Genomic DNA, 18,087 nt, shown 5'->3' with positions numbered 1-18,087 from the left:
GCGTCTGCAAATGCGTGAGTGGGGTTTGCCTGAGCCCCGTCCGTTGACGTCGTGAACGAACATGCTGCAACCACAAAAATGACAAGAAGGCGTCGGCAACTTCTGCTTTTGCTGCGGTGTCATAACTGGCAAAGGTAGCGCTGTCTGCGCGCTGAGGTGTTACATGAATAATCCCATCACCGCCCTGGTCATCATGGGCGTTGCCGGTTGCGGCAAAACGTGCGTCAGCCAGGCCCTGTGCCAGTTGAGCGGCGCCACCGCCATCGAAGGCGACACTTTCCACCCTGCGGCCAACATCCAGAAGATGAGCGCCGGTATCCCCTTGAACGACGACGACCGTGCCGGCTGGCTCGACAGCCTGTGCGACGAGTTGCGCCGCGTCGATGCCTTGGGCGAGCGGCCGGTGCTGACCTGCTCGGCCCTCAAGCACAGTTATCGCGAACGTCTGCGCAGTGCCTTGCCGGGCCTGGGCTTTGTATTTCTTGAATTGACCCCCGAAGTGGCCGCCGACCGTGTGTCTCATCGTCCCGGACATTTCATGCCGTCGACGTTGATCGACAGCCAGTTTGCCACCCTTCAATCCCCTGTCGGCGAGCCCCTGACCCTGGCTCTGGACGCGTCCAGCCACAGCGTTGATGAACTGGCTCACCAGGCTTACGTCTGGTGGCTGGACCACGGTTTGAAGCTGGCCAGCTGAGTTTCAAAAAATTTGCGTCAGAAAGATAGCGCTGTCCCGACGGCTTACAAATAACTGCTTCAATAACAACAACAAATCAGGAGACACCCCCCATGTTTGGCATGTCCCACGAGACGTTCCTGCTGCTCGATGCAGTGGTCACGGTGATCGGACTTATCATCCTCATCACCAAGTTCAAATTCCATCCATTCATTGCACTGACCATCGCCGCCGCTTTCCTCGGCCTGACGTCGGGCATGCCGACCGGCACCATCATCAAGGCGTTCCAGGACGGCTTCGGTGGGGTGTTGGGCTTTGTCGGCATCATTCTGGCGCTGGGCACGATGCTCGGCAAAATGATGGCCGAGTCGGGCGGGGCCGATCAGATCGCCCAGACCCTGATCCGCGCCTTCGGCAAGGATAAGGTGCAGTGGGCCATGATGTTTGCTGCGTTTCTGGTGGGCATCCCGCTGTTCTTCGAAATCGGCTTCGTGCTGCTGATCCCGCTGGTGTTCATCGTCGCGCGCCGCACCGGCGTGTCGATCATCAAGATCGGTATCCCGTTGCTGGCCGGTCTTTCCGCGGTCCACGGCCTGGTGCCACCGCACCCGGGGCCGCTGCTGGCGATTGGCGTGTTCGGCGCCGACATCGGTAAGACCATTCTCTACGGCCTGATCGTGGCGCTGCCAACGGCCATTATTGCCGGGCCGATCTTCGGTACGTTCATTGCCAAGCATATCCCCGGCCATCCGAATCAGGAGCTGGTGGACCAACTGGCGCGTGAGACGAACGCGGCCGAGCTGCCAAGCTTCAGCATCACCCTGATCACCGTGCTGTCGCCGGTGTTCCTGATGCTGCTCAAGACCTTCGCCGACGTGGCGCTGCCGGACGGCAACATCTTCCGTGCCTGGATGGACATGATCGGCCACCCGATCTCGGCGCTGTTGCTGGCGTTGTTGCTGTCGCTGTACACCTTCGGCTACAAGCAGGGCATTGGTTCCAGCCAGATGCTCAAATGGCTGGATGCGAGCCTTGCGCCGACCGCCGCGATCATCTTGATCATCGGTGCCGGTGGTGGCTTCAAGCAGATGCTGGTGACCAGCGGCGTGGGTGACGTGATCGGCCACATGGCGGTGAGTGCGCAGATTTCCCCGATCCTGCTGGCCTGGCTGGTGGCGGCGGTGATCCGCATTGCCACGGGTTCGGCGACGGTGGCGACCATTACCGGTGCCGGGATCGTGGTACCGGTGGTGGGGATGATGCCGGGTGTGAACCGTGAGTTGCTGGTGCTGGCGACCGGTGCCGGTTCGTTGATCCTGTCTCACGTCAACGATGCGGGCTTCTGGCTGGTCAAGCAGTACTTCAACATGACCGTGGCTGAAACCTTCAAGACCTGGACCGCGATGGAAACCATCCTGTCCGTGGTGGGGTTGATCTTTATCCTGCTGCTGTCGCTGGTGGTTTAACTAACAGCGCATAACAACTGTGGGAGCGGGCTTGCTCGCGAAAGCGCAGTATCAGTCAACAGAGATGTTGAATGTTACATCGCCTTCGCGAGCAAGCCCGCTCCCACATTGGTTTGGTGTCAGGCGCCAGGTTTGTGTATCAACCCATCCGCCCGAAACATCCCGCGGATCCCACGGACAGCCTGGCGGATCCGGTCCTGGTTTTCGATCAGCGCAAAGCGCACGTGATCATCCCCATACTCCCCGAATCCCACTCCTGGCGAGACGCAGACCTTGGCTTCGGCCAACAGCTTCTTGGCGAATTCCAATGAGCCCAGGTGTGCATAGGCCTCGGGGATCTTGGCCCAGACGTACATCGATGCCTTGGGGTTTTCCACCATCCAGCCCAGTTCATGCAGACCCTTGACCAGCACATTGCGGCGCTGGCGGTATTGCTCGGCGATGTCGCGCACGCATTGTTGATCGCCTTCCAGGGCGGCGATGGCGGCCACCTGCAAGGGGGTAAAGGTGCCGTAGTCGTGGTAGCTCTTGATCCGCGCCAGGGCGTTGACCAGTTCCGGGTTGCCCACCATGAAGCCGATGCGCCAGCCGGCCATGTTGTAGCTTTTGGACAGGGTGAAGAATTCCACTGCGATGTCTTTCGCGCCGGGCACCTGCATGATCGACGGGGCTTTCCAGCCGTCGTAGACGATGTCGGCGTAGGCCAGGTCGTGGATCACCAGCACGTCGTATTGCTTGGCGAGGGCGATGACCCGTTCGAAGAAATCCAGCTCCACGCACTGCGCGGTCGGGTTGGACGGGAAACCGAGGATCATCATTTTCGGCTTGGGGATCGAGCCGCGAATGGCCCGCTCCAGTTCGTCGAAGAAATCCACACCGGGCACCAGCGGTACCGAACGTACCTGGGCGCCGGCGATTACCGCGCCGTAGATGTGGATCGGATAGCTGGGGTTGGGCACCAGCACCGTGTCGCCCTGGTCCAGGGTCGCCAGCATCAGATGCGCCAGGCCTTCCTTGGAACCGATGGTGACGATGGCCTCGGTTTCCGGGTCGATGTCCACTTCGTAGCGGTCCTTGTACCAGCGCGAAATGGCGCGGCGCAGGCGCGGGATGCCTTTGGAGGTGGAATAGCCGTGGGTGTCTTCACGCTGGGCGACGGTGACCATTTTTTCCACGATGTGCGGGGGCGTGGCGCCGTCGGGGTTGCCCATGCTCAAGTCGATGATGTCTTCGCCGCGCCGACGCGCAGCCATCTTCAGCTCGGCAGTGATATTGAATACATACGGGGGGAGTCGATCGATGCGCGCAAAGCGGCGCGGCGAACCTTGTTCGGCCATTGTTGCCTCGAGATACGTGAGCGCCCGGAACCGTCCGAGCGACGTTGGCCACTGCGGTGGCCTGTGGCGGAAGATAAAGGCGCCGATGGCAAATTGTCCAGTAGCGGCGCAGAACTATTTTCGACGACACTGTCGACTTCGTCGCGCGGCCATCAACGACTGCCGCGGTCAGCTCAACCCGCCACACCCCCAATCGAACGGAATGAATGATGGAATTTTCCAGCGGTTTCCTGCTGAGCCTCTCCCTGTGCCTGGACATCGGCGTGGCCAATATCGCGATGATCACCCTGGCGATGCAGCGCGGCTATTTCCAAGGGTTTGCTCTGGGCCTGGGCACTTGCGTGGGGGATCTGATCTACGCCGTCCTGGCCTTGGCCGGCATGACCGTGCTGCTGCAGTACGAAGCGGTGCGCTGGGTGCTGTGGGTCGGCGGCTCGGTGCTGCTGCTGTATTTCGCGGCAAAAATGATCCACTCGGCGATCTATCACAGTGCGGTGCTGGCGCAGGCGGGTGAGGTTCAGGGCAATTCTTCGCGCCAGGAGTTCTTTCGCGGGATTTTCCTGGCGATGTCATCGCCCAGCGCCATCCTCTGGTTCGCGGCGGTGGGCGGCACACTCATCGCTCGTTCAGGCGGTGGAACCTTGCTCAGCTCGGCGCTGTTCCTCAGCGGTTTTCTCTGCGCCGGGTTACTGTGGTGCGCAGCCCTGTGCCTGGCGGCGACCCAGGGCGGCAAGCTGTTGGGGGATAAGCTGCTGCGCTATTCCTATTGGGCATCGGCGGCGATCTTCTGCTATTTCGCTGTCTATGTGATTGTTTCGGGGTACAACGAATTTGTCGGAAAAGCCGCTGCGACGGCGCTACCTGGACTCGGATAAAGCGAATTGGCCTGGCAATCACTGTTTGGCTTCTATACTGGCAAACCCGACTTCACGTTTTGCGGAGTGTTGACGCATGGAAAAGCACGAACGCGGTAACGCAGCCGAACCACGCTTTGAACACGGACGCTTTCAGCTCATCGCCGGTTTCGGTGCCAGTTTTACCCAGGAGACAGCCCAGGACATCCCGCTGCTCTGGGAAAAGTTTTTGCCCTGGCTCGGTAAGGTGCCAGGGCAAAAAGACGAGGTGACCTACGGCGTGTGTTGCAACGCGGACGAGAAGGGCGGGTTCCAATACATCGCCGGGGTTGAAATCAGCCGGCTCGACGATCTGCCTGAACAATACCGCTGGATCGAAATCCAGCCCGGGTACTACGCGGTGTTCGAACACAAAGGCCCGTTGAAAAGCCTGCCGGACACGTTCCAGTACATCCGGAACGTGTGGTTGCCGCAGTCCGGCCACACCGCTGCGGACGAACCGCAATTCGAGCGTTACAGCGAAGACTTCAACCCCAAGACGGGCGAAGGCACCCTGGAGATCTGGATACCCCTCAAGCCGAGCTGATCGAGGTGCCTCTAGCCGTCATGCTCTGGCGAAGGGGGCGTCGTAGCTTCAGTACAAACTGGCCTGCACCCGCGCTGGCGCTTCACGGTCGTACGCCTCGGCATCGAATTGCCCATCATTCAAGCGTTTGTGAATCGCCCCGGCGCTGGGCAGTGCCGAGCGTTCGAGGTGGCGATCCGGATTCCACAGGTCTGAGCGCACGATGGCTTTGGAACAATGGAAAAACGCCGCTTCGACCGTCACCAGCAACACTGTGCGCGCCGGTTTTGCGTTCACCGCAAAGCGCTCCAACAGGTCGGGTTCGGCGCTGATCCGGGCGGTGCCATTGACCCGCAAGGTTTCGCCAATGCCGGGAATGATGAACAGCAGCGAAACCCGTGGGTCGTGCAGGACATTGCGCAGGGTATCGATGCGGTTGTTGCCGGGGCGGTCGGGCAAGGCGAGTGTGTGTTCATCGAGGATTTGCACGAAACCCGGTGCGTCGCCCCGCGGTGAGCTATCGAGGCCATCGGGCCCTGCCGAACTGATGATCACCAGCGGCGAGGCCCGGACCAGCGCCTGATAATCTTCGTTGAGGAAGGGGATCTGTTTACGCACGGCCCGCTCATGAGGCAGGCCGTAGATCGCTTCCAGCTGTTCAATCGACGTCAACATCGTCCAACTCCTCCTTGGTCCATATATCCCGGGTCTATCAAAATGCCAGCCCCATTCGCCGCTCATAAGCGACGCGGCCCTTGTACGCCTCGCCACTGTCAACCCAGCCCAAGCGGGTGTACAGGCCAATGGCCGAGTCATTATCGGCATCGACCGAGAGCTCCAGCCCCCTGATTTCCGGCCAGGCCGCTCGGGCCATGTCGGGCAGCGCCTGCAGGCAGGCCTTGCCGTACCCCTTGCCCTGGGCTCGATAATCGACTTGCAGCGCGTGCAGGGTGGCGCTGTGCTCGTTGGCCCAGGCTGGCAGTACTGGCGGGCGCTTGAGTAGCAGGAACGCCACTGGCACGTTGTCAGCCAACAGTGCGAAGCCCTTGACCCCCGGGCCGGGCCTGGACAGCAGCATATGCAGCGCACCGTGGATATCCCCGGCGAACCTGACCTGTTCGGGAGTGATTTCGATGGCTTCAACCTGCTTGCGTTGAAGCGCGGTGAGCGCTTCGTAAGGTACGAGCTGAGCGGTCACGAAAACATCCGTTGTCTGTTGGCGGAATAGGCTTGGAATTCTAGCGAATTTTTTTCTTTGAATTATTTTTGTTTGGTTGTCGATTCGTTGTTTCTCCAAACGACAAAGGGTGTCTTCAACAAAAACCTGCGGAGAATCATCATGAACACTGAAAGCGAAATCCGGACCCTGATCGACACTTATCGCCAGGCGGTCATGGTCAAGGATATCGAAAAGGTCATGGCGCTTTACGATGAAGATATCGTTTCCTTCGATGCCATCCAGGCCCTGCAATTCAAGGGCAAGACCGCCTACCGCAAACACTGGCAGGACTGCATGGAAATGTGTCCCGGCCCGCACAAGTTCGACTTCCATGAACTCAAAATCACCCCCGCCGACAACATCGCCTTCGCCCACTGGCTGGCCTATTGCGGTGGTACCAACGACAAAGGCGAGGAGCAGGCCTGCTGGATGCGCGTGACGGCTTGCTACCAACGGGTGGCCGGGCAATGGAAGATCGTTCATGAGCACTGGTCCGCGCCGTTCGACCCGATGGCCGGTACGACGCTGTTCGACCTGCAACCCTGATCGTCGGTTTTTTCGCCAAGCGTCTTCCAGCCGTCCATAGTTGATCAGTTCGATCACGGAGCTTTCCATGAAGTACTTATGCCTGGTCTATAGCAACGAAAGCGTGCTGCACAGCTCGCCTGACAGCCCGGAAGATGCCGAGTGCATGGCCTATGCGGAATCGATCCAGGGCAGTGGGCGGATGCTCGCCGCCGAGGCCCTGGAGTCGGTGCAGACCGCTACCACGGTGCGCATGCGCGGCGGCAAGTTGTCGATCACCGACGGTCCGTTCGCCGAAACCAAGGAGCAACTGGCGGGCTTCTACCTGATCGACGCCAAGGACTTGAACGAAGCCCTCCAGGTCGCGGGCAACATCCCGGCGGCTCGGGTCGGCTGTGTCGAAGTGCGCCCGGTACGCCAGCTCCAAGGCATGCCCGGCTGATGTCGACCGAAGCGGTCACGGCGCGGGTCGAGCAGGTTTATCGGCAAGACTCGCGACGGATCCTGGCGACGCTGATTCGCCTGCTGGGGGACTTCGACCTCGCGGAAGAGGCCATGCACGAGGCCTTTTTCATTGCGGTCGAGCGCTGGCAACGCGACGGTGTGCCGGCCAACCCGCGGGCGTGGCTGGTGTCTGCCGGCCGCTTCAAGGCCATCGACAGTTTGCGTCGACGGGCGCGATTCAATGCGGCCCAGCCGCTGCTGATCGCCCAATTGGAAGCGCTGGAGCAGAGCGACTGGAGTGATGATGACGTGGAAGACGATCGTCTGCGGCTGATTTTCACCTGTTGCCACCCGGCCCTGGCCGCTGATGCTCAGGTGCCCCTGACGCTACGGGAAGTCTGCGACCTGACCACCGAGGAAATCGCCCGTGCTTTCCTGGCCGCCCCGGCGACCATCGCCCAGCGCATTGTCCGGGCCAAGGCGAAAATTCGCGATGCGAAGATCCCTTATCAAGTGCCGTCCCGTGCGGAACTTCCCGACCGGCTGGACAGTGTCCTGCGGGTGATTTACCTGGTATTCAACGAAGGTTATTCGGCGTCCATGGGCACCGAGTTGACGCGTGAAGACCTGACCCGCGAAGCGATCCGTCTGGGGCGTTTACTCATGGAGTTGCTGCCTGAAGCCGAGGTCATGGGCTTGTTGGCGTTGATGCTGCTGCACGAGTCCCGGCGACTGGCGCGAACATCGTCAAGCGGTGAATTGGTCCTGTTGGATGAACAGGACCGATCCTTGTGGGACGCCGAGTTGATCGCCGAAGGCTGTGCCCTGGTGGAGGCCGCCCTGAGTACCCGGCGGTTCGGGCCTTATTGCCTGCAAGCGGCGATTGCGGCGGTGCATGCCGAAGCGCCGACGGCGCAGGAGACCGACTGGCCGCAGATCGTCGGGCTTTATGAGGTGTTGCTGCGTGCCATGCCATCGCCGGTGATCGAACTCAATCGCGCTGCTGCCCTGGCCAAACGCGACGGACCGCTGGAGGCATTACGTTTGATCGATGCGATCCTGGGGCGTGGAGAGTTGCTCGACTATCACCTGGCTTATTCGGCGCGGGCGGAATTCTGTCGGCAGTTGGGTCGCCTGGACGAGGCGAGGGCGGCGTATCAACGTGCGCTTGAATTGACGCAGCAATTGCCGGAACGGCGGTTTATCGAGGGGCGGCTGGCGGGGTTGGAGTGATGAACCACACGGATTAAACACTTGTGGCTGACATCACATTTGTGAACACCCTGAAATCAACTGTGGGAGCGAGCTTGCTCGCGATAGCGGTGGATCAGCCAACATCGATGTTGGCTGACATGCCCTTATCGCGAGCAGGCTCGCTCCCACAGGTTTTGTGGCTCACTGATGCCTGCGTGGATCAGAACTCGTGATCAGCACTGTCCGGGTTCAGATCGCTGATGCCCAGCTTGCCCGCCGCCTGTTCGATCGAACCGGTCTGCTTGACCAGTGCGGCGATGGCGTCACGGACGATCTGGTTACCCGCGGTGTTGCCGGCGGCGATCAACTGGTCGTAGTGCTCACCCTTGTTGGCGTGATCGACCATGACCTGGATCTTGGCTTCGGTGTCGGCCAGATCGGCCTTGAGCGCGGTATCGGCGGCCGGGTCGGCCTTGGCCACCAGGGACGACAGGCTGGCGCCGGTCATTTTGGTCCCGTCGGCGCGGGTGTATTCGCCCAGGTACACGTTGCGCACGCCCTTGGCATCGTAGAAGTGCGAGTTGTGGGTGTTATCGCTGAAGCAATCCTGCTCGTCTTCTGGCGAATTGGCTTCCAGGGAGACCTTCATGCGCTCGCCCGCCAGTTCACCCAGGGACAGGCTGCCCATGCCGAACAGCATTTTGCGCAGGCCGCTTTCGGCCGGTTCGGCTTCCAGGGTGGCGCGGTAGTTGTCGGCCACGTTCGGCTTCCAATTGCCCACCATTTCCTGCAGGTCATTGACCAGCAGTTGGGTCACGGACTTGAGGTAGGCACGACGACGGTCGTTATGACCGCCAGTAGCGCCGGCGCCTTCCAGGTAGTCGGAAGCCGGGCGGTTGCCTGCACCAGGGCCGGTGCCGTTGAGGTCTTGGCCCCACAGCAGGAATTCGATGGCGTGGTAGCCGGTGGCGACGTTCGCCTCGGAACCGCCCAGCTCGTTGAGGCTGGCGAGTTTTTCCGGGGTGATGTCTTTCACATCGACCTTGTCTTCGCCAACCTGGACTTCGGTATTGGCGATGATGTTGGCGGTGGCGCCCGGGTTACCCAGGGCGTGCTCGTAGGATTTGTCGACGTAGTCGATCAAGCCTTCGTCCAGGGGCCAGGCGTTCACCTGGCCTTCCCAGTCGTCGATGATGGTGTTGCCGAAGCGGAACACTTCGCTCTGCAGGTAAGGCACGCGTGCGGCGATCCAGGCAGTCTTGGCGGCCTTCAGGGTCTCGGCGTTCGGCTTGGCCAGGAACGCGTCGACGGCGGTTTGCAGGGTTTTCGCAGTGGATTCGGCATCGCTGTAGACGGCATAGACGATGTCGGCATAGTGCGCGACAACGGCCTTGGCAGCGGCTTCGTCGATTTTGCCAGCGGCAGCCGGCGCGGCCGGAGCAGTGGTGCTGGCGGCAGGCGTTGGCGCTTGCGGCGCGGCGGCCTTGTCTTTGCCTTCGCCGCAACCGGCGAGGGAAATAGCGATGGCCAGCAGACTGGCGGTAGCCAGAGGCATACGAATCATGGCGAACATCCTGCTTCGGTAATTGGATGGGACAGGCGCGAGGTGCGCAAAACTGCGACATAATGCGAAAGATTTGCATTATGTGTAAAGGGTTGTAGCTGTAAATATTTCTTATTTAATACGGCGAGATCGCAGCCTTCGGCAGCGTCCGCAGGAGCTGTCGAGCGAAGCGAGGCTGCGATCTTGTCCCGGCCAATTGAATTTCAAGTGAAAGATCAAGATCAAAAGATCGCAGGCTTCGCCAGCTCCAACAGGGGGTGAATCAGATGATGGAGACCTTGCTGCGCTCCGCCTGCTTCAGGTAAACGCCCAACTCCCGTGCCGGCAGCGGTTTGCTGTAGTAATAGCCCTGACCTTCGTGACAGCCCTCGGCGATGATGTAGGCCTCTTGCTCGACCGTCTCGACCCCTTCGGCGATTACTTGCATTCCCAGGCTTTTGCCCAATTGGATGATGGCTCGGACGATGGTCGCGTCGTCCTCGTCATCGAGCAGGTCCTGAACAAAGCTCTTGTCGATCTTGATCTTGTCCAGCGGCAGGCTCTTGAGGTAACTCAGGGACGAATAACCGGTCCCGAAGTCATCGATGGCAATCAGCGCGCCCGAGCGGCGCAGGCTCAGCAGGTGCTGGGCTGCGGTGGTGATGTCTTCCATCAGGCCGGTTTCGGTGACTTCCAGCTCCAGGCTGCGCGGCGGCAAGCGGTACATCTGCAAGAGATTGTTCACCACCCGCGGCAGTTCGGCGTGGTGCAGTTGCACCGTCGACAGGTTGACCGCCATGCGCAGGTCGGCGAAGCCTTGGTCGTGCCATTCGCGCAACTGTTTGCAGGCCTGGTCCAGCACCCATTCGCCGATGGCAATGATGGTGCCGTTCTGCTCGGCCAGGGGAATGAACAGGTCCGGCGGTACGAGGCCGTGTTCGGGGTGATGCCAGCGGATCAGGGCTTCGATCCCCACCACCCGCAGGTCGCGGTAGCTGATTTGTGGCTGGTAGACCAACGTGAACTGCTCGCGGGCCAGGGCCTCGCGCAGGTCTTTCTCCAGTTCGCGACGGCGGCGCATTTCGCTGTCGACGCTGGCAATGTAGAACTGGTAGCGATTGCGTGAGCGGGCCTTGGCCAGCGTCATGGTCTGCTCGGCTTTCTGCAAGAGCTTCTCGGTACTGTCGCCGTCCTCGGGGAAGAGGGTGATGCCGATGGTGGCCCGCAGGCGGATTTTCTGATCGTCGAGGGCGAACTGCGCTTCCAGGTCGTCGAGGATGCTCTGGGCCAGCTCAGCGGCTTCGTAAGGCTGCTCGATGTCGGCCTGGACCAGGGCGAACTGGTCGCCCCCCAGGCGCGCCAGGGCACCGAGACGCCCGCTGTGGGCCCGCAACCGATCCGCGAGGGCCAGCAGCAACTGGTCGCCCGTCTGATAGCTGAACTGTTCGTTGATGCCCTTGAAATCATCCAGCCCTACACACAGCACCGCCACCCGGCGTTGCAGGCGCCCGGCGTCCACCAGGATCTTGTCCAGTTGCTGTTGAAGCTGCTGGCGGTTGGGCAGGCCGGTGAGGAAGTCGTACTGGGCCATGCGCAGCAGGCTGTTTTCCGCTTCGTGGCGCAGGTGCGTGTTGCGCTCGATGGATTCGAGCAATTGATTGGCGGTATTGATCCACAGGCCCAGTTCGTTTCGCTCGTGGCCCTTGAGCTGTGGGATCTTGTGTTCGCTGGGACGATCGGGATTGATTTCGGTCAGATGCTCGATGATCCGCGACAGCGGCTTGGTGAGCAGCCAGTGATAGACCAGGTACAACACCAGGCCCATGGCCAGGGCCCGCAGCATCCCGGAGATGAAGATGATCCCGGAGTTGACGATGAAGCTCTGGCCATAGGTGGCGGTGTCGAGGGTAATGCTCAGGTCGCCGTAATATTCACTGTAGGGCCCGCGTCCCACCAATTGCGTGGTGAAGGTGCGCTCCTTGCCGAGGATCAGGTCGGTCAGCCAGCGGCTGTCGGACTTCTGCAAGGGCCGGGTTTTTTCGGCCAGCATGGTTTCGCGGGGGTGGCCGATGGAAGCCATGCGTACGGCGTCGTCCTGGAATAGCCCCTCGATCACTTGCATGCCCATTTCCCGGTCCAGGCTGTAGACGGCCTGGGTCGAAGGGTCGCGGAACATGTCGAGAATCCGCTGGGCGTCGCTGGCCACGGCCCGGTTGGTTTTGTAGGCATCGAACACGATCTGGGCACAGCTCAAGACCATGCCAACGATCAATGCCGAGAGGAGCACGACCCGGAGCAACTTCACAGACAAGCTGTTCTTGAGTTCCAGCTTCAAAGAGGGGGTTCCTTGTTCCGTGCGGGTAGCGTCAAGTTGCCATGAGTATTGGCAATCCTGTGATGTCAGTCAAAGGGACAATCAAACACAAGGGTTTTCGTCTGATGCCTGGCCGACGCACAGTTTTTTCCGAGCTATTGCTCTACAGTCATTATGTCGGTTGGAAAGGGCCGCAACTTGAGGCCTGGAAGGATTTTTTGTTGGGTTTTGGATGTGGGTTCATGCGTCGGAGTCGATGGCCAATCACGGATCCAAGGTAAAAAAAACCCGGCAAGGTGCCGGGTTCTTTGTCTGGCATCAAGGCTTAAGCGGTGAAGGTCTTGCCTTCGAACTGCTCGGCCACGAATTTCCAGTTGACCAGGTTCCAGAACGCTTCGACGTATTTCGGACGAAGGTTACGGTAGTCGATGTAGTAAGCGTGTTCCCAGACGTCGCAGGTCAGCAGCGGGGTGTCGCCGCTGGTCAGCGGGTTGCCGGCGCCAATGGTGCTGGCCAGGGCCAGGGAACCGTCAGCCTTTTTCACCAGCCAGCCCCAGCCGGAACCGAAGGTGCCGATGGAGGTTTTGCTGAATTCTTCCTTGAACTTGTCGAACGAACCGAAGGCTGCATTGATGGCTTCAGCCAGCGCGCCGGTTGGTTGACCGCCGGCGTTTGGCGCCAGGCAGTTCCAGTAGAAGGTGTGGTTCCAGACCTGAGCGGCGTTGTTGAAGATACCGCCCGAGGAAGTCTTGACGATTTCTTCCAGGGTCTTGCCTTCGAACTCGGTGCCAGGCACCAGGTTGTTCAGGTTCACGACATAGGTGTTGTGGTGCTTGTCGTGGTGAAACTCCAGAGTTTCTTTGGAGATGTGCGGCGCCAGTGCGTCGTGTGGATAGGGCAGTGGCGGCAATTCGAAAGCCATGGTGATTCTCCTAATCAGGTCAGTTGCGGTGAGCGCAAGGCCGATCACGGGCGGCCAGACTAGCGCCGGGGAGTTTGTACTCTTTGCGGCGCAGGAGTCGGATCATAGCACCGGGGGTGCGGCATAACCACGCAACAACTGTGTGGAATAGAGGTTCCAGAGCGGTTTGGAATAATCAGCCGGAGACGATCAACTGCACTGCCACGGTAAACATCATCAGCGCCACCAGAACGTCCAGTATCCGCCAGGTACTTGGTCGGGCCAGCCACGGAGCCAGCCACGCGGCGCCAAGGGCCAGGGTGAAGAACCACAGCAGCGAGGCACTGGCCGCGCCCACGACATAGGCGCCGGGCACGCTTTGCTGGGCACCGAGGGAACCGATCAGCAGCACGGTGTCGAGGTACACGTGGGGATTGAGCAGCGTCACCGCCAGCGCGCTGAGCAGCACCGCCCGTAGCGAGCGCACCGCCTGTTTTTCCCCTTGTTGCAGGCTCTGTTTCGAGCAGGCCCGACGCAACGCCTGGCTGCCGTACCAGAGCAGGAATAGCGCCCCGCCCCAGCGGGCAATCGCCAGCAGTATCGGGCTCTGGGCCAGCAGCGTTGCCAGCCCGAACACGCCAGCGGCGACCAGCAATGCATCGCAGGTGATACACAGTGCGGCCACCGGCAAGTGATGCTCGCGGCGCAGGCTCTGGGCCAGTACAAAGGCGTTCTGCGCGCCGATGGCCATGATCAGCCCGAGGGCCACCAGCAGTCCGTTCACATAACTTTGCCACATGATTTTTACTCCCCGTCGATGCCTGAATGCTGGCCATTCTCCGGTGGGACGCTGTATAAGAAAAACCAATCTTGCTGATTGCTCATTAGGAAAACTGATGTTCGATTACAAATTGCTTTCCGCCCTGGCTGCCGTGGTCGAGCAAGCGGGTTTCGAGCGGGCCGCCCAGGTGCTGGGGCTGTCGCAATCAGCCATTTCCCAGCGGATCAAACTGCTGGAGGCGCGGGTCGGCCAGCCGGTGTTGGTGCGCGCCACGCCGCCTGCGCCGACCGAGATCGGCCGCCGCTTGCTCAACCATGTGCAACAGGTGCGTCTGTTGGAGCGTGACCTGCAAAGCCTGGTGCCGGCGCTGGATGAAGAGGGCCTGCCCGAACGCCTGCGCATCGCCTTGAATGCCGACAGCCTGGCGACCTGGTGGGCGGCGGCCGTGGGCGATTTCTGCGCCGAGCAGCATCTATTGCTCGATTTGGTGGTGGAAGACCAGAACGTCGGCCTCAAGCGTATGCGCGCCGGCGAAGTGGCGGCGTGTGTCTGCGCCAGTGAACGCCCTGTGGCTGGCGCCCGCAGCGTATTGCTGGGGGCCATGCGCTATCGGGCCCTGGCCAGCCCGGCGTTCATAGCCAGGCATTTCCCCGATGGGGTGCGTGCCGATCAGTTGGCCCGCACGCCGGCACTGGTATTTGGCCCGGATGATTTCCTGCAGCACCGCTACCTTGCGTCCCTGGGGGTGGAGGGCGGTTTCGAACACCATCTGTGCCCGTCGTCCGAAGGATTCATCCGTCTTGCCGAGGTCGGGCTCGGCTGGGGGCTGGCGCCGGAGCTGCAAGTGCGTGGGCAACTGGCGCGAGGCGAGCTGGTGGAGCTGTTGGCAGATAAACCGATTGATGTGCCGCTGTACTGGCATTATTGGCGTAATGGCGGGCAGTTGCTCGGTTTATTGACCGAACAGTTGATCCACTCCTCCAGGCAATGGTTGGTGCCTTGGGAGCCGCAATAGACGTCAAGCTGCAGGTAATAAGCGGCGCACAGATTAATTTGCAGGTTGAAGCTTGAGGCTCGTAACTGCACTTCTTAGGAGCATTCATGAAAATTCTGGTCACCGGCGCGAGCGGCTTCATTGGCGGGCGCTTTGCGCGTTTCGCCCTGGAGCAGGGCCTGGATGTACGGGTCAACGGGCGCCGGGCCGAGAGTGTGGAGCACCTGGTGCGTCGCGGTGCGCAGTTCATCCAAGGGGACCTCAGCGACCCGTTGCTGGCTCGCGATCTATGCCTGGACGTCGACGCCGTAGTGCACTGCGCCGGTGCCGTGGGGCTTTGGGGGCGTTATCAGGATTTTCACCTGGGCAATGTCCAGGTCACGGAAAATGTCGTCGAGGCCTGTCTCAAGCAGAAGGTCCGGCGCCTGGTTCATCTGTCGTCACCCTCCATTTACTTTGACGGCCGTGACCACCTCGGGCTGACGGAAGAGCAAGTGCCCAAGCGCTTCAAGCATCCTTACGCCGCCACCAAGTACCTGGCCGAACAGAAAGTCTTCGGCGCCCAGGAGTTCGGTCTTGAAGTGCTGGCCCTGCGCCCGCGTTTCGTGACCGGCGCTGGCGACATGAGTATTTTTCCACGTTTGCTGAAAATGCAGCGCAAGGGCCGGCTGGCGATTGTCGGCAACGGCTTGAACAAAGTGGATTTCACCAGCGTGCAGAACCTTAACGAAGCGCTGCTCAGCAGTCTGCTGGCCACTGATTCGGCCCTGGGCAAGGCCTACAACATCAGCAACGGGGCGCCGGTTCCGTTGTGGGACGTGGTTAATTATGTGATGCGACAGATGGAAGTCCCACAGGTCCGGCGTTATCGTTCCTACGGGTTGGCCTACAGTGTCGCGGCCCTGAATGAAGGCTTCTGCGCGTTATGGCCAGGCCGCCCCGAGCCGACGCTGTCGCGCCTGGGCATGCAGGTCATGAACAAAAGCTTCACCCTGGACATCAGTCGCGCCCGGCATTATCTCGATTACGATCCACAGGTCAGCTTGTGGGCCGCCCTCGATGAATTCTGCGCTTGGTGGAGGGTCCAAGATGCCCGCTGATCGGCCCGTCATGAACCGAGTGTCATGTTCGGGGTCAATCGGTGCGGCGGGCGAGGGGGTTATACTCGCTGTATCACGCCATCACCGGTTTCTCAAAGGTTGAATCCATGCCCATGCGTAACGATGCCAACGACGACTTCGACGATGTACCGAGCCTGCGGATGCGAGCCGACATTCCCGATGACGATGACTTTCTGCCCAACCGCCAGCCCCATGCGCAAGCGCGCCCGGCGCCCGTTGCGGCGGCCAAGGTCAAGGGCTCCAGCACCGGGCCGTTGTGGGCATTGATCGGCGCGCTGTTGTGTGCGTTCGGTTTCCTGGCCTGGTGGAGTTTTCAGCAGATTTCCCTGATGGAACAGCAACTGGTGGCCACCCAGGAGAGCTTCGCGCGGATCAGTGAAGATGCGGCGGGACGCCTGCAGGACATTTCCGGCAAGGTCGTCGCTGGCCAGTCCAATGTGATGAGCGACAGTGAAGCCTTGAAACTGCAGATCAAGCAGTTGGACAACAAACTGCAGGACCAGAGCAAGCAGTTGGACAGCAAGCTGCAGGATCAGAGCAAGCAATTCGAAAACAAACTGCTGGAGCAGTACAAACTGCAGCAGGGCGCGTTTGGTCCGTCCGCCGACCTGGACAAGGAACTGGCTCAGCTCATTGCCCAGGCAGCTGAACAGCAGAACGCCAACACTCAGTTGCAAACTGCCAATAAGGAGCTCCAAGCCCAGCTCAAGGCGCTCGCGGCTGAAGTTACCGCCCTGAAAAACCAGGGCGAGGGTGGTGCCCTGGATGCCCAGCTCAAGAGCATCGGTGCCGACATCACCGCCTTGAAAAGAGCCACTTCCAACTCTGCCATCGACCGCCTGGAGCAGGATGTGATCGTGCTCAAGAGCCAGCAGGATAAGGGCGGCAACACTGCCGAGTTTGACGCCTTCCGCGGCCAGGTCACCCGCAACATCAATACCCTGCAATCGCAGATCCAGTATTTGCAGCAGCAACTGAGCAGTCGGGCTCAGTGACATACCTGTGGGGGGCTAACAGCTACCGAAGGTGGTGGCTGTCAGGTCGCTTTCGCGAGCAAACCCGCTCCCACACTGGATCTTCAGCGAACATGGACGTTATAGCTGTCAAAGATCAGATGTGGGAGCGGGCTTGCTCGCGAAGGCTGAGCCTCAGTCAATCCGCTACTGCCTGACCCTTTGCTATCTTGCGCATAAGTGCTCCCCAGCAATCCCCTGAATACTTCCACATCACCCCACGCCGTCTACGCTCTTGAAACATCAACAAGAACGAGGGCGCGCGTATGGTTTTTTTTCACAAGATTGCCTGGCTGGGCGCAATGCTTGTGCTGGGTTTGGCACCGGTTCACGCCGCGACGCCCGACGATGGCCAGGCGGCCCGGGCGCTGCTGGAAAAGGCCTTGGCCTATTACCACGACAACGGTGACAAAGCGTTTGCCGCCTTCAGCCGCCAAGGGGAGTTCGTCGACAAGGACCGCTACGTGTTCGTGGTGGATACTCAGGGCGTCATGCTCGCCAGTGGCGGACCCTCTTCGGCGTTGATCGGGCGAGACGTCTCCGAGGTGCTGGGGCCGGATTTGCGCAAGGCCTTCAAGGACGCCTTGAAAACCCCCGAGGCCAGCGGCATCCAGCAAGCCGAATACCGCTGGCAGAACTGGGCCGACGGCAAGGTCGAACGCAAGCACGTGTATTTCCAGCGGGTCGGCGAGCGGATCCTGGCCGTCGGCTACTACCTGCCACGCGCTTCCGCCGAACAGGCTCGGGCGCTGCTGGGCAAGGCTTCGAGCGACCTGATGAAGAACGAGAAGGCCACGCTCACGGCAGTCAACTCCCTCAAGGGCGGTTACTTGCAGGACGACCTGTATGTCTTTGTCGTTGATCTCAATACCCAGAGGTATGTCGGCCACGGCACCAACCTGCGGTTGATCAACACCGATTTCGCCAAGGTCAAGGACCCGGATGGCAAACCGGTGGGCGAGCCGATCCTGGCGCTGATCGGCAAGCAGGACGAGGGGGAGTACGAGTATCGCTGGAAGAACCCGGTGACCGGTAAGGTCGAGGACAAGCACGCGTACCTGAAGAAGGTCGGGCATTTCCTGGTGGCGGTGGGGTATTACAGCCCTTGAGCCTCAATAAAGGCTCATAGCGCTGGCCATT

Annotated in this window: 18 protein-coding genes; 11 read left to right on the top strand and 7 right to left on the bottom strand. The window is 60.6% G+C overall.

Annotated elements, in window-relative coordinates:
• Nucleotides 1-163: 163 nt before the first annotated feature.
• Both ACWNZ1_RS26685 and ACWNZ1_RS26680 read left to right on the top strand, forming a co-directional pair.
• Nucleotides 164-697, top strand: coding sequence for a gluconokinase (locus ACWNZ1_RS26685; RefSeq protein WP_135844080.1), 534 nt, complete (start codon nt 164-166; stop codon nt 695-697).
• Nucleotides 698-789: 92 nt separating this feature from the next.
• Nucleotides 790-2,142, top strand: coding sequence for a GntP family permease (locus ACWNZ1_RS26680; protein WP_135844081.1), 1,353 nt, complete (start codon nt 790-792; stop codon nt 2,140-2,142).
• Between the two features lie 119 nt (nt 2,143-2,261).
• Here ACWNZ1_RS26680 and alaC read toward each other — a convergent pair whose 3' ends face one another.
• Entirely contained in the window at nt 2,262-3,479 is a 1,218-nt protein-coding gene (alaC, locus tag ACWNZ1_RS26675; RefSeq protein WP_135844082.1) for an alanine transaminase, read from the bottom strand.
• Between the two features lie 209 nt (nt 3,480-3,688).
• Here alaC and ACWNZ1_RS26670 point away from each other — a divergent pair, with 209 nt between their 5' ends.
• Together ACWNZ1_RS26670 and ACWNZ1_RS26665 are read left to right on the top strand one after the other, a co-directional pair.
• On the top strand, nt 3,689-4,354 hold the full coding sequence (locus tag ACWNZ1_RS26670; RefSeq protein WP_135844083.1) for a LysE family translocator: 666 nt from the start codon (nt 3,689-3,691) through the stop codon (nt 4,352-4,354).
• 76 nt (nt 4,355-4,430) lie between these two features.
• Nucleotides 4,431-4,919, top strand: coding sequence for a GyrI-like domain-containing protein (locus tag ACWNZ1_RS26665; RefSeq protein ID WP_135844084.1), 489 nt, complete (start codon nt 4,431-4,433; stop codon nt 4,917-4,919).
• Between the two features lie 48 nt (nt 4,920-4,967).
• On the opposite strand, the gene ACWNZ1_RS26660 is transcribed toward ACWNZ1_RS26665, so the two are convergent.
• Both ACWNZ1_RS26660 and ACWNZ1_RS26655 read right to left on the bottom strand, forming a co-directional pair.
• Nucleotides 4,968-5,573, bottom strand: coding sequence for a pyridoxamine 5'-phosphate oxidase family protein (locus ACWNZ1_RS26660; protein WP_135844085.1), 606 nt, complete (start codon nt 5,571-5,573; stop codon nt 4,968-4,970).
• Nucleotides 5,574-5,610: 37 nt separating this feature from the next.
• Complete coding sequence (locus tag ACWNZ1_RS26655; RefSeq protein ID WP_135844086.1) at nt 5,611-6,096, bottom strand: GNAT family N-acetyltransferase; 486 nt, start codon at nt 6,094-6,096, stop codon at nt 5,611-5,613.
• Nucleotides 6,097-6,237: 141 nt separating this feature from the next.
• Here ACWNZ1_RS26655 and ACWNZ1_RS26650 point away from each other — a divergent pair, with 141 nt between their 5' ends.
• The 3 genes from ACWNZ1_RS26650 (at nt 6,238) to ACWNZ1_RS26640 (ending at nt 8,319) form a co-directional block, all read left to right on the top strand.
• Complete coding sequence (locus ACWNZ1_RS26650; protein ID WP_135844087.1) at nt 6,238-6,663, top strand: YybH family protein; 426 nt, start codon at nt 6,238-6,240, stop codon at nt 6,661-6,663.
• Between the two features lie 67 nt (nt 6,664-6,730).
• Nucleotides 6,731-7,084 carry a YciI family protein gene (locus ACWNZ1_RS26645; RefSeq protein ID WP_256452299.1) on the top strand — a complete coding sequence of 118 codons (354 nt, stop codon included), beginning with the start codon at nt 6,731-6,733 and terminating at the stop codon, nt 7,082-7,084.
• On the top strand, nt 7,084-8,319 hold the full coding sequence (locus ACWNZ1_RS26640) for an RNA polymerase sigma factor (RefSeq protein ID WP_256452300.1): 1,236 nt from the start codon (nt 7,084-7,086) through the stop codon (nt 8,317-8,319). The genes ACWNZ1_RS26645 and ACWNZ1_RS26640 overlap by 1 nt, the downstream gene beginning before the upstream one ends.
• A 181-nt stretch (nt 8,320-8,500) precedes the next feature.
• Here the strand turns inward: ACWNZ1_RS26640 and ACWNZ1_RS26635 are convergent, their stop codons facing one another.
• The 4 genes from ACWNZ1_RS26635 to ACWNZ1_RS26620 form a co-directional block, all read right to left on the bottom strand.
• On the bottom strand, nt 8,501-9,844 hold the full coding sequence (locus tag ACWNZ1_RS26635) for an imelysin family protein (protein WP_456027977.1): 1,344 nt from the start codon (nt 9,842-9,844) through the stop codon (nt 8,501-8,503).
• Nucleotides 9,845-10,106: 262 nt separating this feature from the next.
• Nucleotides 10,107-12,158, bottom strand: coding sequence for a putative bifunctional diguanylate cyclase/phosphodiesterase (locus tag ACWNZ1_RS26630; RefSeq protein ID WP_135844091.1), 2,052 nt, complete (start codon nt 12,156-12,158; stop codon nt 10,107-10,109).
• Nucleotides 12,159-12,462: 304 nt separating this feature from the next.
• Entirely contained in the window at nt 12,463-13,059 is a 597-nt protein-coding gene (locus ACWNZ1_RS26625; RefSeq protein ID WP_135844092.1) for a superoxide dismutase, read from the bottom strand.
• 175 nt (nt 13,060-13,234) lie between these two features.
• A complete protein-coding gene (locus ACWNZ1_RS26620) occupies nt 13,235-13,837 on the bottom strand; it encodes a LysE/ArgO family amino acid transporter (protein ID WP_135844093.1) in 603 nt (200 codons plus the stop codon).
• A 97-nt stretch (nt 13,838-13,934) separates the two neighbouring features.
• Between ACWNZ1_RS26620 and ACWNZ1_RS26615 the strand changes: the two genes are divergently transcribed.
• From ACWNZ1_RS26615 to ACWNZ1_RS26600, 4 genes are all read left to right on the top strand, one after another.
• Nucleotides 13,935-14,834 (top strand): LysR family transcriptional regulator ArgP, encoded by a 900-nt coding sequence (locus tag ACWNZ1_RS26615; RefSeq protein ID WP_135844094.1) that lies wholly within the window; start codon nt 13,935-13,937, stop codon nt 14,832-14,834.
• A gap of 86 nt (nt 14,835-14,920) precedes the next feature.
• On the top strand, nt 14,921-15,913 hold the full coding sequence (locus ACWNZ1_RS26610) for an NAD-dependent epimerase/dehydratase family protein (protein WP_135844095.1): 993 nt from the start codon (nt 14,921-14,923) through the stop codon (nt 15,911-15,913).
• A 107-nt stretch (nt 15,914-16,020) separates the two neighbouring features.
• Complete coding sequence (locus ACWNZ1_RS26605; RefSeq protein ID WP_280944750.1) at nt 16,021-16,929, top strand: ATPase; 909 nt, start codon at nt 16,021-16,023, stop codon at nt 16,927-16,929.
• Nucleotides 16,930-17,213: 284 nt separating this feature from the next.
• Nucleotides 17,214-18,056: a cache domain-containing protein gene (locus tag ACWNZ1_RS26600; RefSeq protein ID WP_256452302.1), complete on the top strand. Its 843-nt coding sequence runs from the start codon at nt 17,214-17,216 to the stop codon at nt 18,054-18,056.
• The last annotated feature ends 31 nt before the right edge of the window (nt 18,057-18,087 follow it).

Source organism: Pseudomonas sp. CFBP 5748 (genome assembly GCF_053850495.1).
The sequence above is the reverse complement of the archived record's forward strand: the minus strand, read 5'-3'. Positions and strand labels throughout refer to the sequence as shown.

Coding starts and splice junctions, on each gene's coding strand:
- ACWNZ1_RS26685 (WP_135844080.1), top strand. CDS start 164: ATGAATAATCCCATCACCGCCCTGGTCATCATGGGCGTTGCCGGTTGC.
- ACWNZ1_RS26680 (WP_135844081.1), top strand. CDS start 790: ATGTTTGGCATGTCCCACGAGACGTTCCTGCTGCTCGATGCAGTGGTC.
- alaC (WP_135844082.1), bottom strand. CDS start 3,479: ATGGCCGAACAAGGTTCGCCGCGCCGCTTTGCGCGCATCGATCGACTC.
- ACWNZ1_RS26670 (WP_135844083.1), top strand. CDS start 3,689: ATGGAATTTTCCAGCGGTTTCCTGCTGAGCCTCTCCCTGTGCCTGGAC.
- ACWNZ1_RS26665 (WP_135844084.1), top strand. CDS start 4,431: ATGGAAAAGCACGAACGCGGTAACGCAGCCGAACCACGCTTTGAACAC.
- ACWNZ1_RS26660 (WP_135844085.1), bottom strand. CDS start 5,573: ATGTTGACGTCGATTGAACAGCTGGAAGCGATCTACGGCCTGCCTCAT.
- ACWNZ1_RS26650 (WP_135844087.1), top strand. CDS start 6,238: ATGAACACTGAAAGCGAAATCCGGACCCTGATCGACACTTATCGCCAG.
- ACWNZ1_RS26645 (WP_256452299.1), top strand. CDS start 6,731: ATGAAGTACTTATGCCTGGTCTATAGCAACGAAAGCGTGCTGCACAGC.
- ACWNZ1_RS26640 (WP_256452300.1), top strand. CDS start 7,084: ATGTCGACCGAAGCGGTCACGGCGCGGGTCGAGCAGGTTTATCGGCAA.
- ACWNZ1_RS26635 (WP_456027977.1), bottom strand. CDS start 9,844: ATGATTCGTATGCCTCTGGCTACCGCCAGTCTGCTGGCCATCGCTATT.
- ACWNZ1_RS26625 (WP_135844092.1), bottom strand. CDS start 13,059: ATGGCTTTCGAATTGCCGCCACTGCCCTATCCACACGACGCACTGGCG.
- ACWNZ1_RS26620 (WP_135844093.1), bottom strand. CDS start 13,837: ATGTGGCAAAGTTATGTGAACGGACTGCTGGTGGCCCTCGGGCTGATC.
- ACWNZ1_RS26615 (WP_135844094.1), top strand. CDS start 13,935: ATGTTCGATTACAAATTGCTTTCCGCCCTGGCTGCCGTGGTCGAGCAA.
- ACWNZ1_RS26610 (WP_135844095.1), top strand. CDS start 14,921: ATGAAAATTCTGGTCACCGGCGCGAGCGGCTTCATTGGCGGGCGCTTT.
- ACWNZ1_RS26605 (WP_280944750.1), top strand. CDS start 16,021: ATGCCCATGCGTAACGATGCCAACGACGACTTCGACGATGTACCGAGC.
- ACWNZ1_RS26600 (WP_256452302.1), top strand. CDS start 17,214: ATGGTTTTTTTTCACAAGATTGCCTGGCTGGGCGCAATGCTTGTGCTG.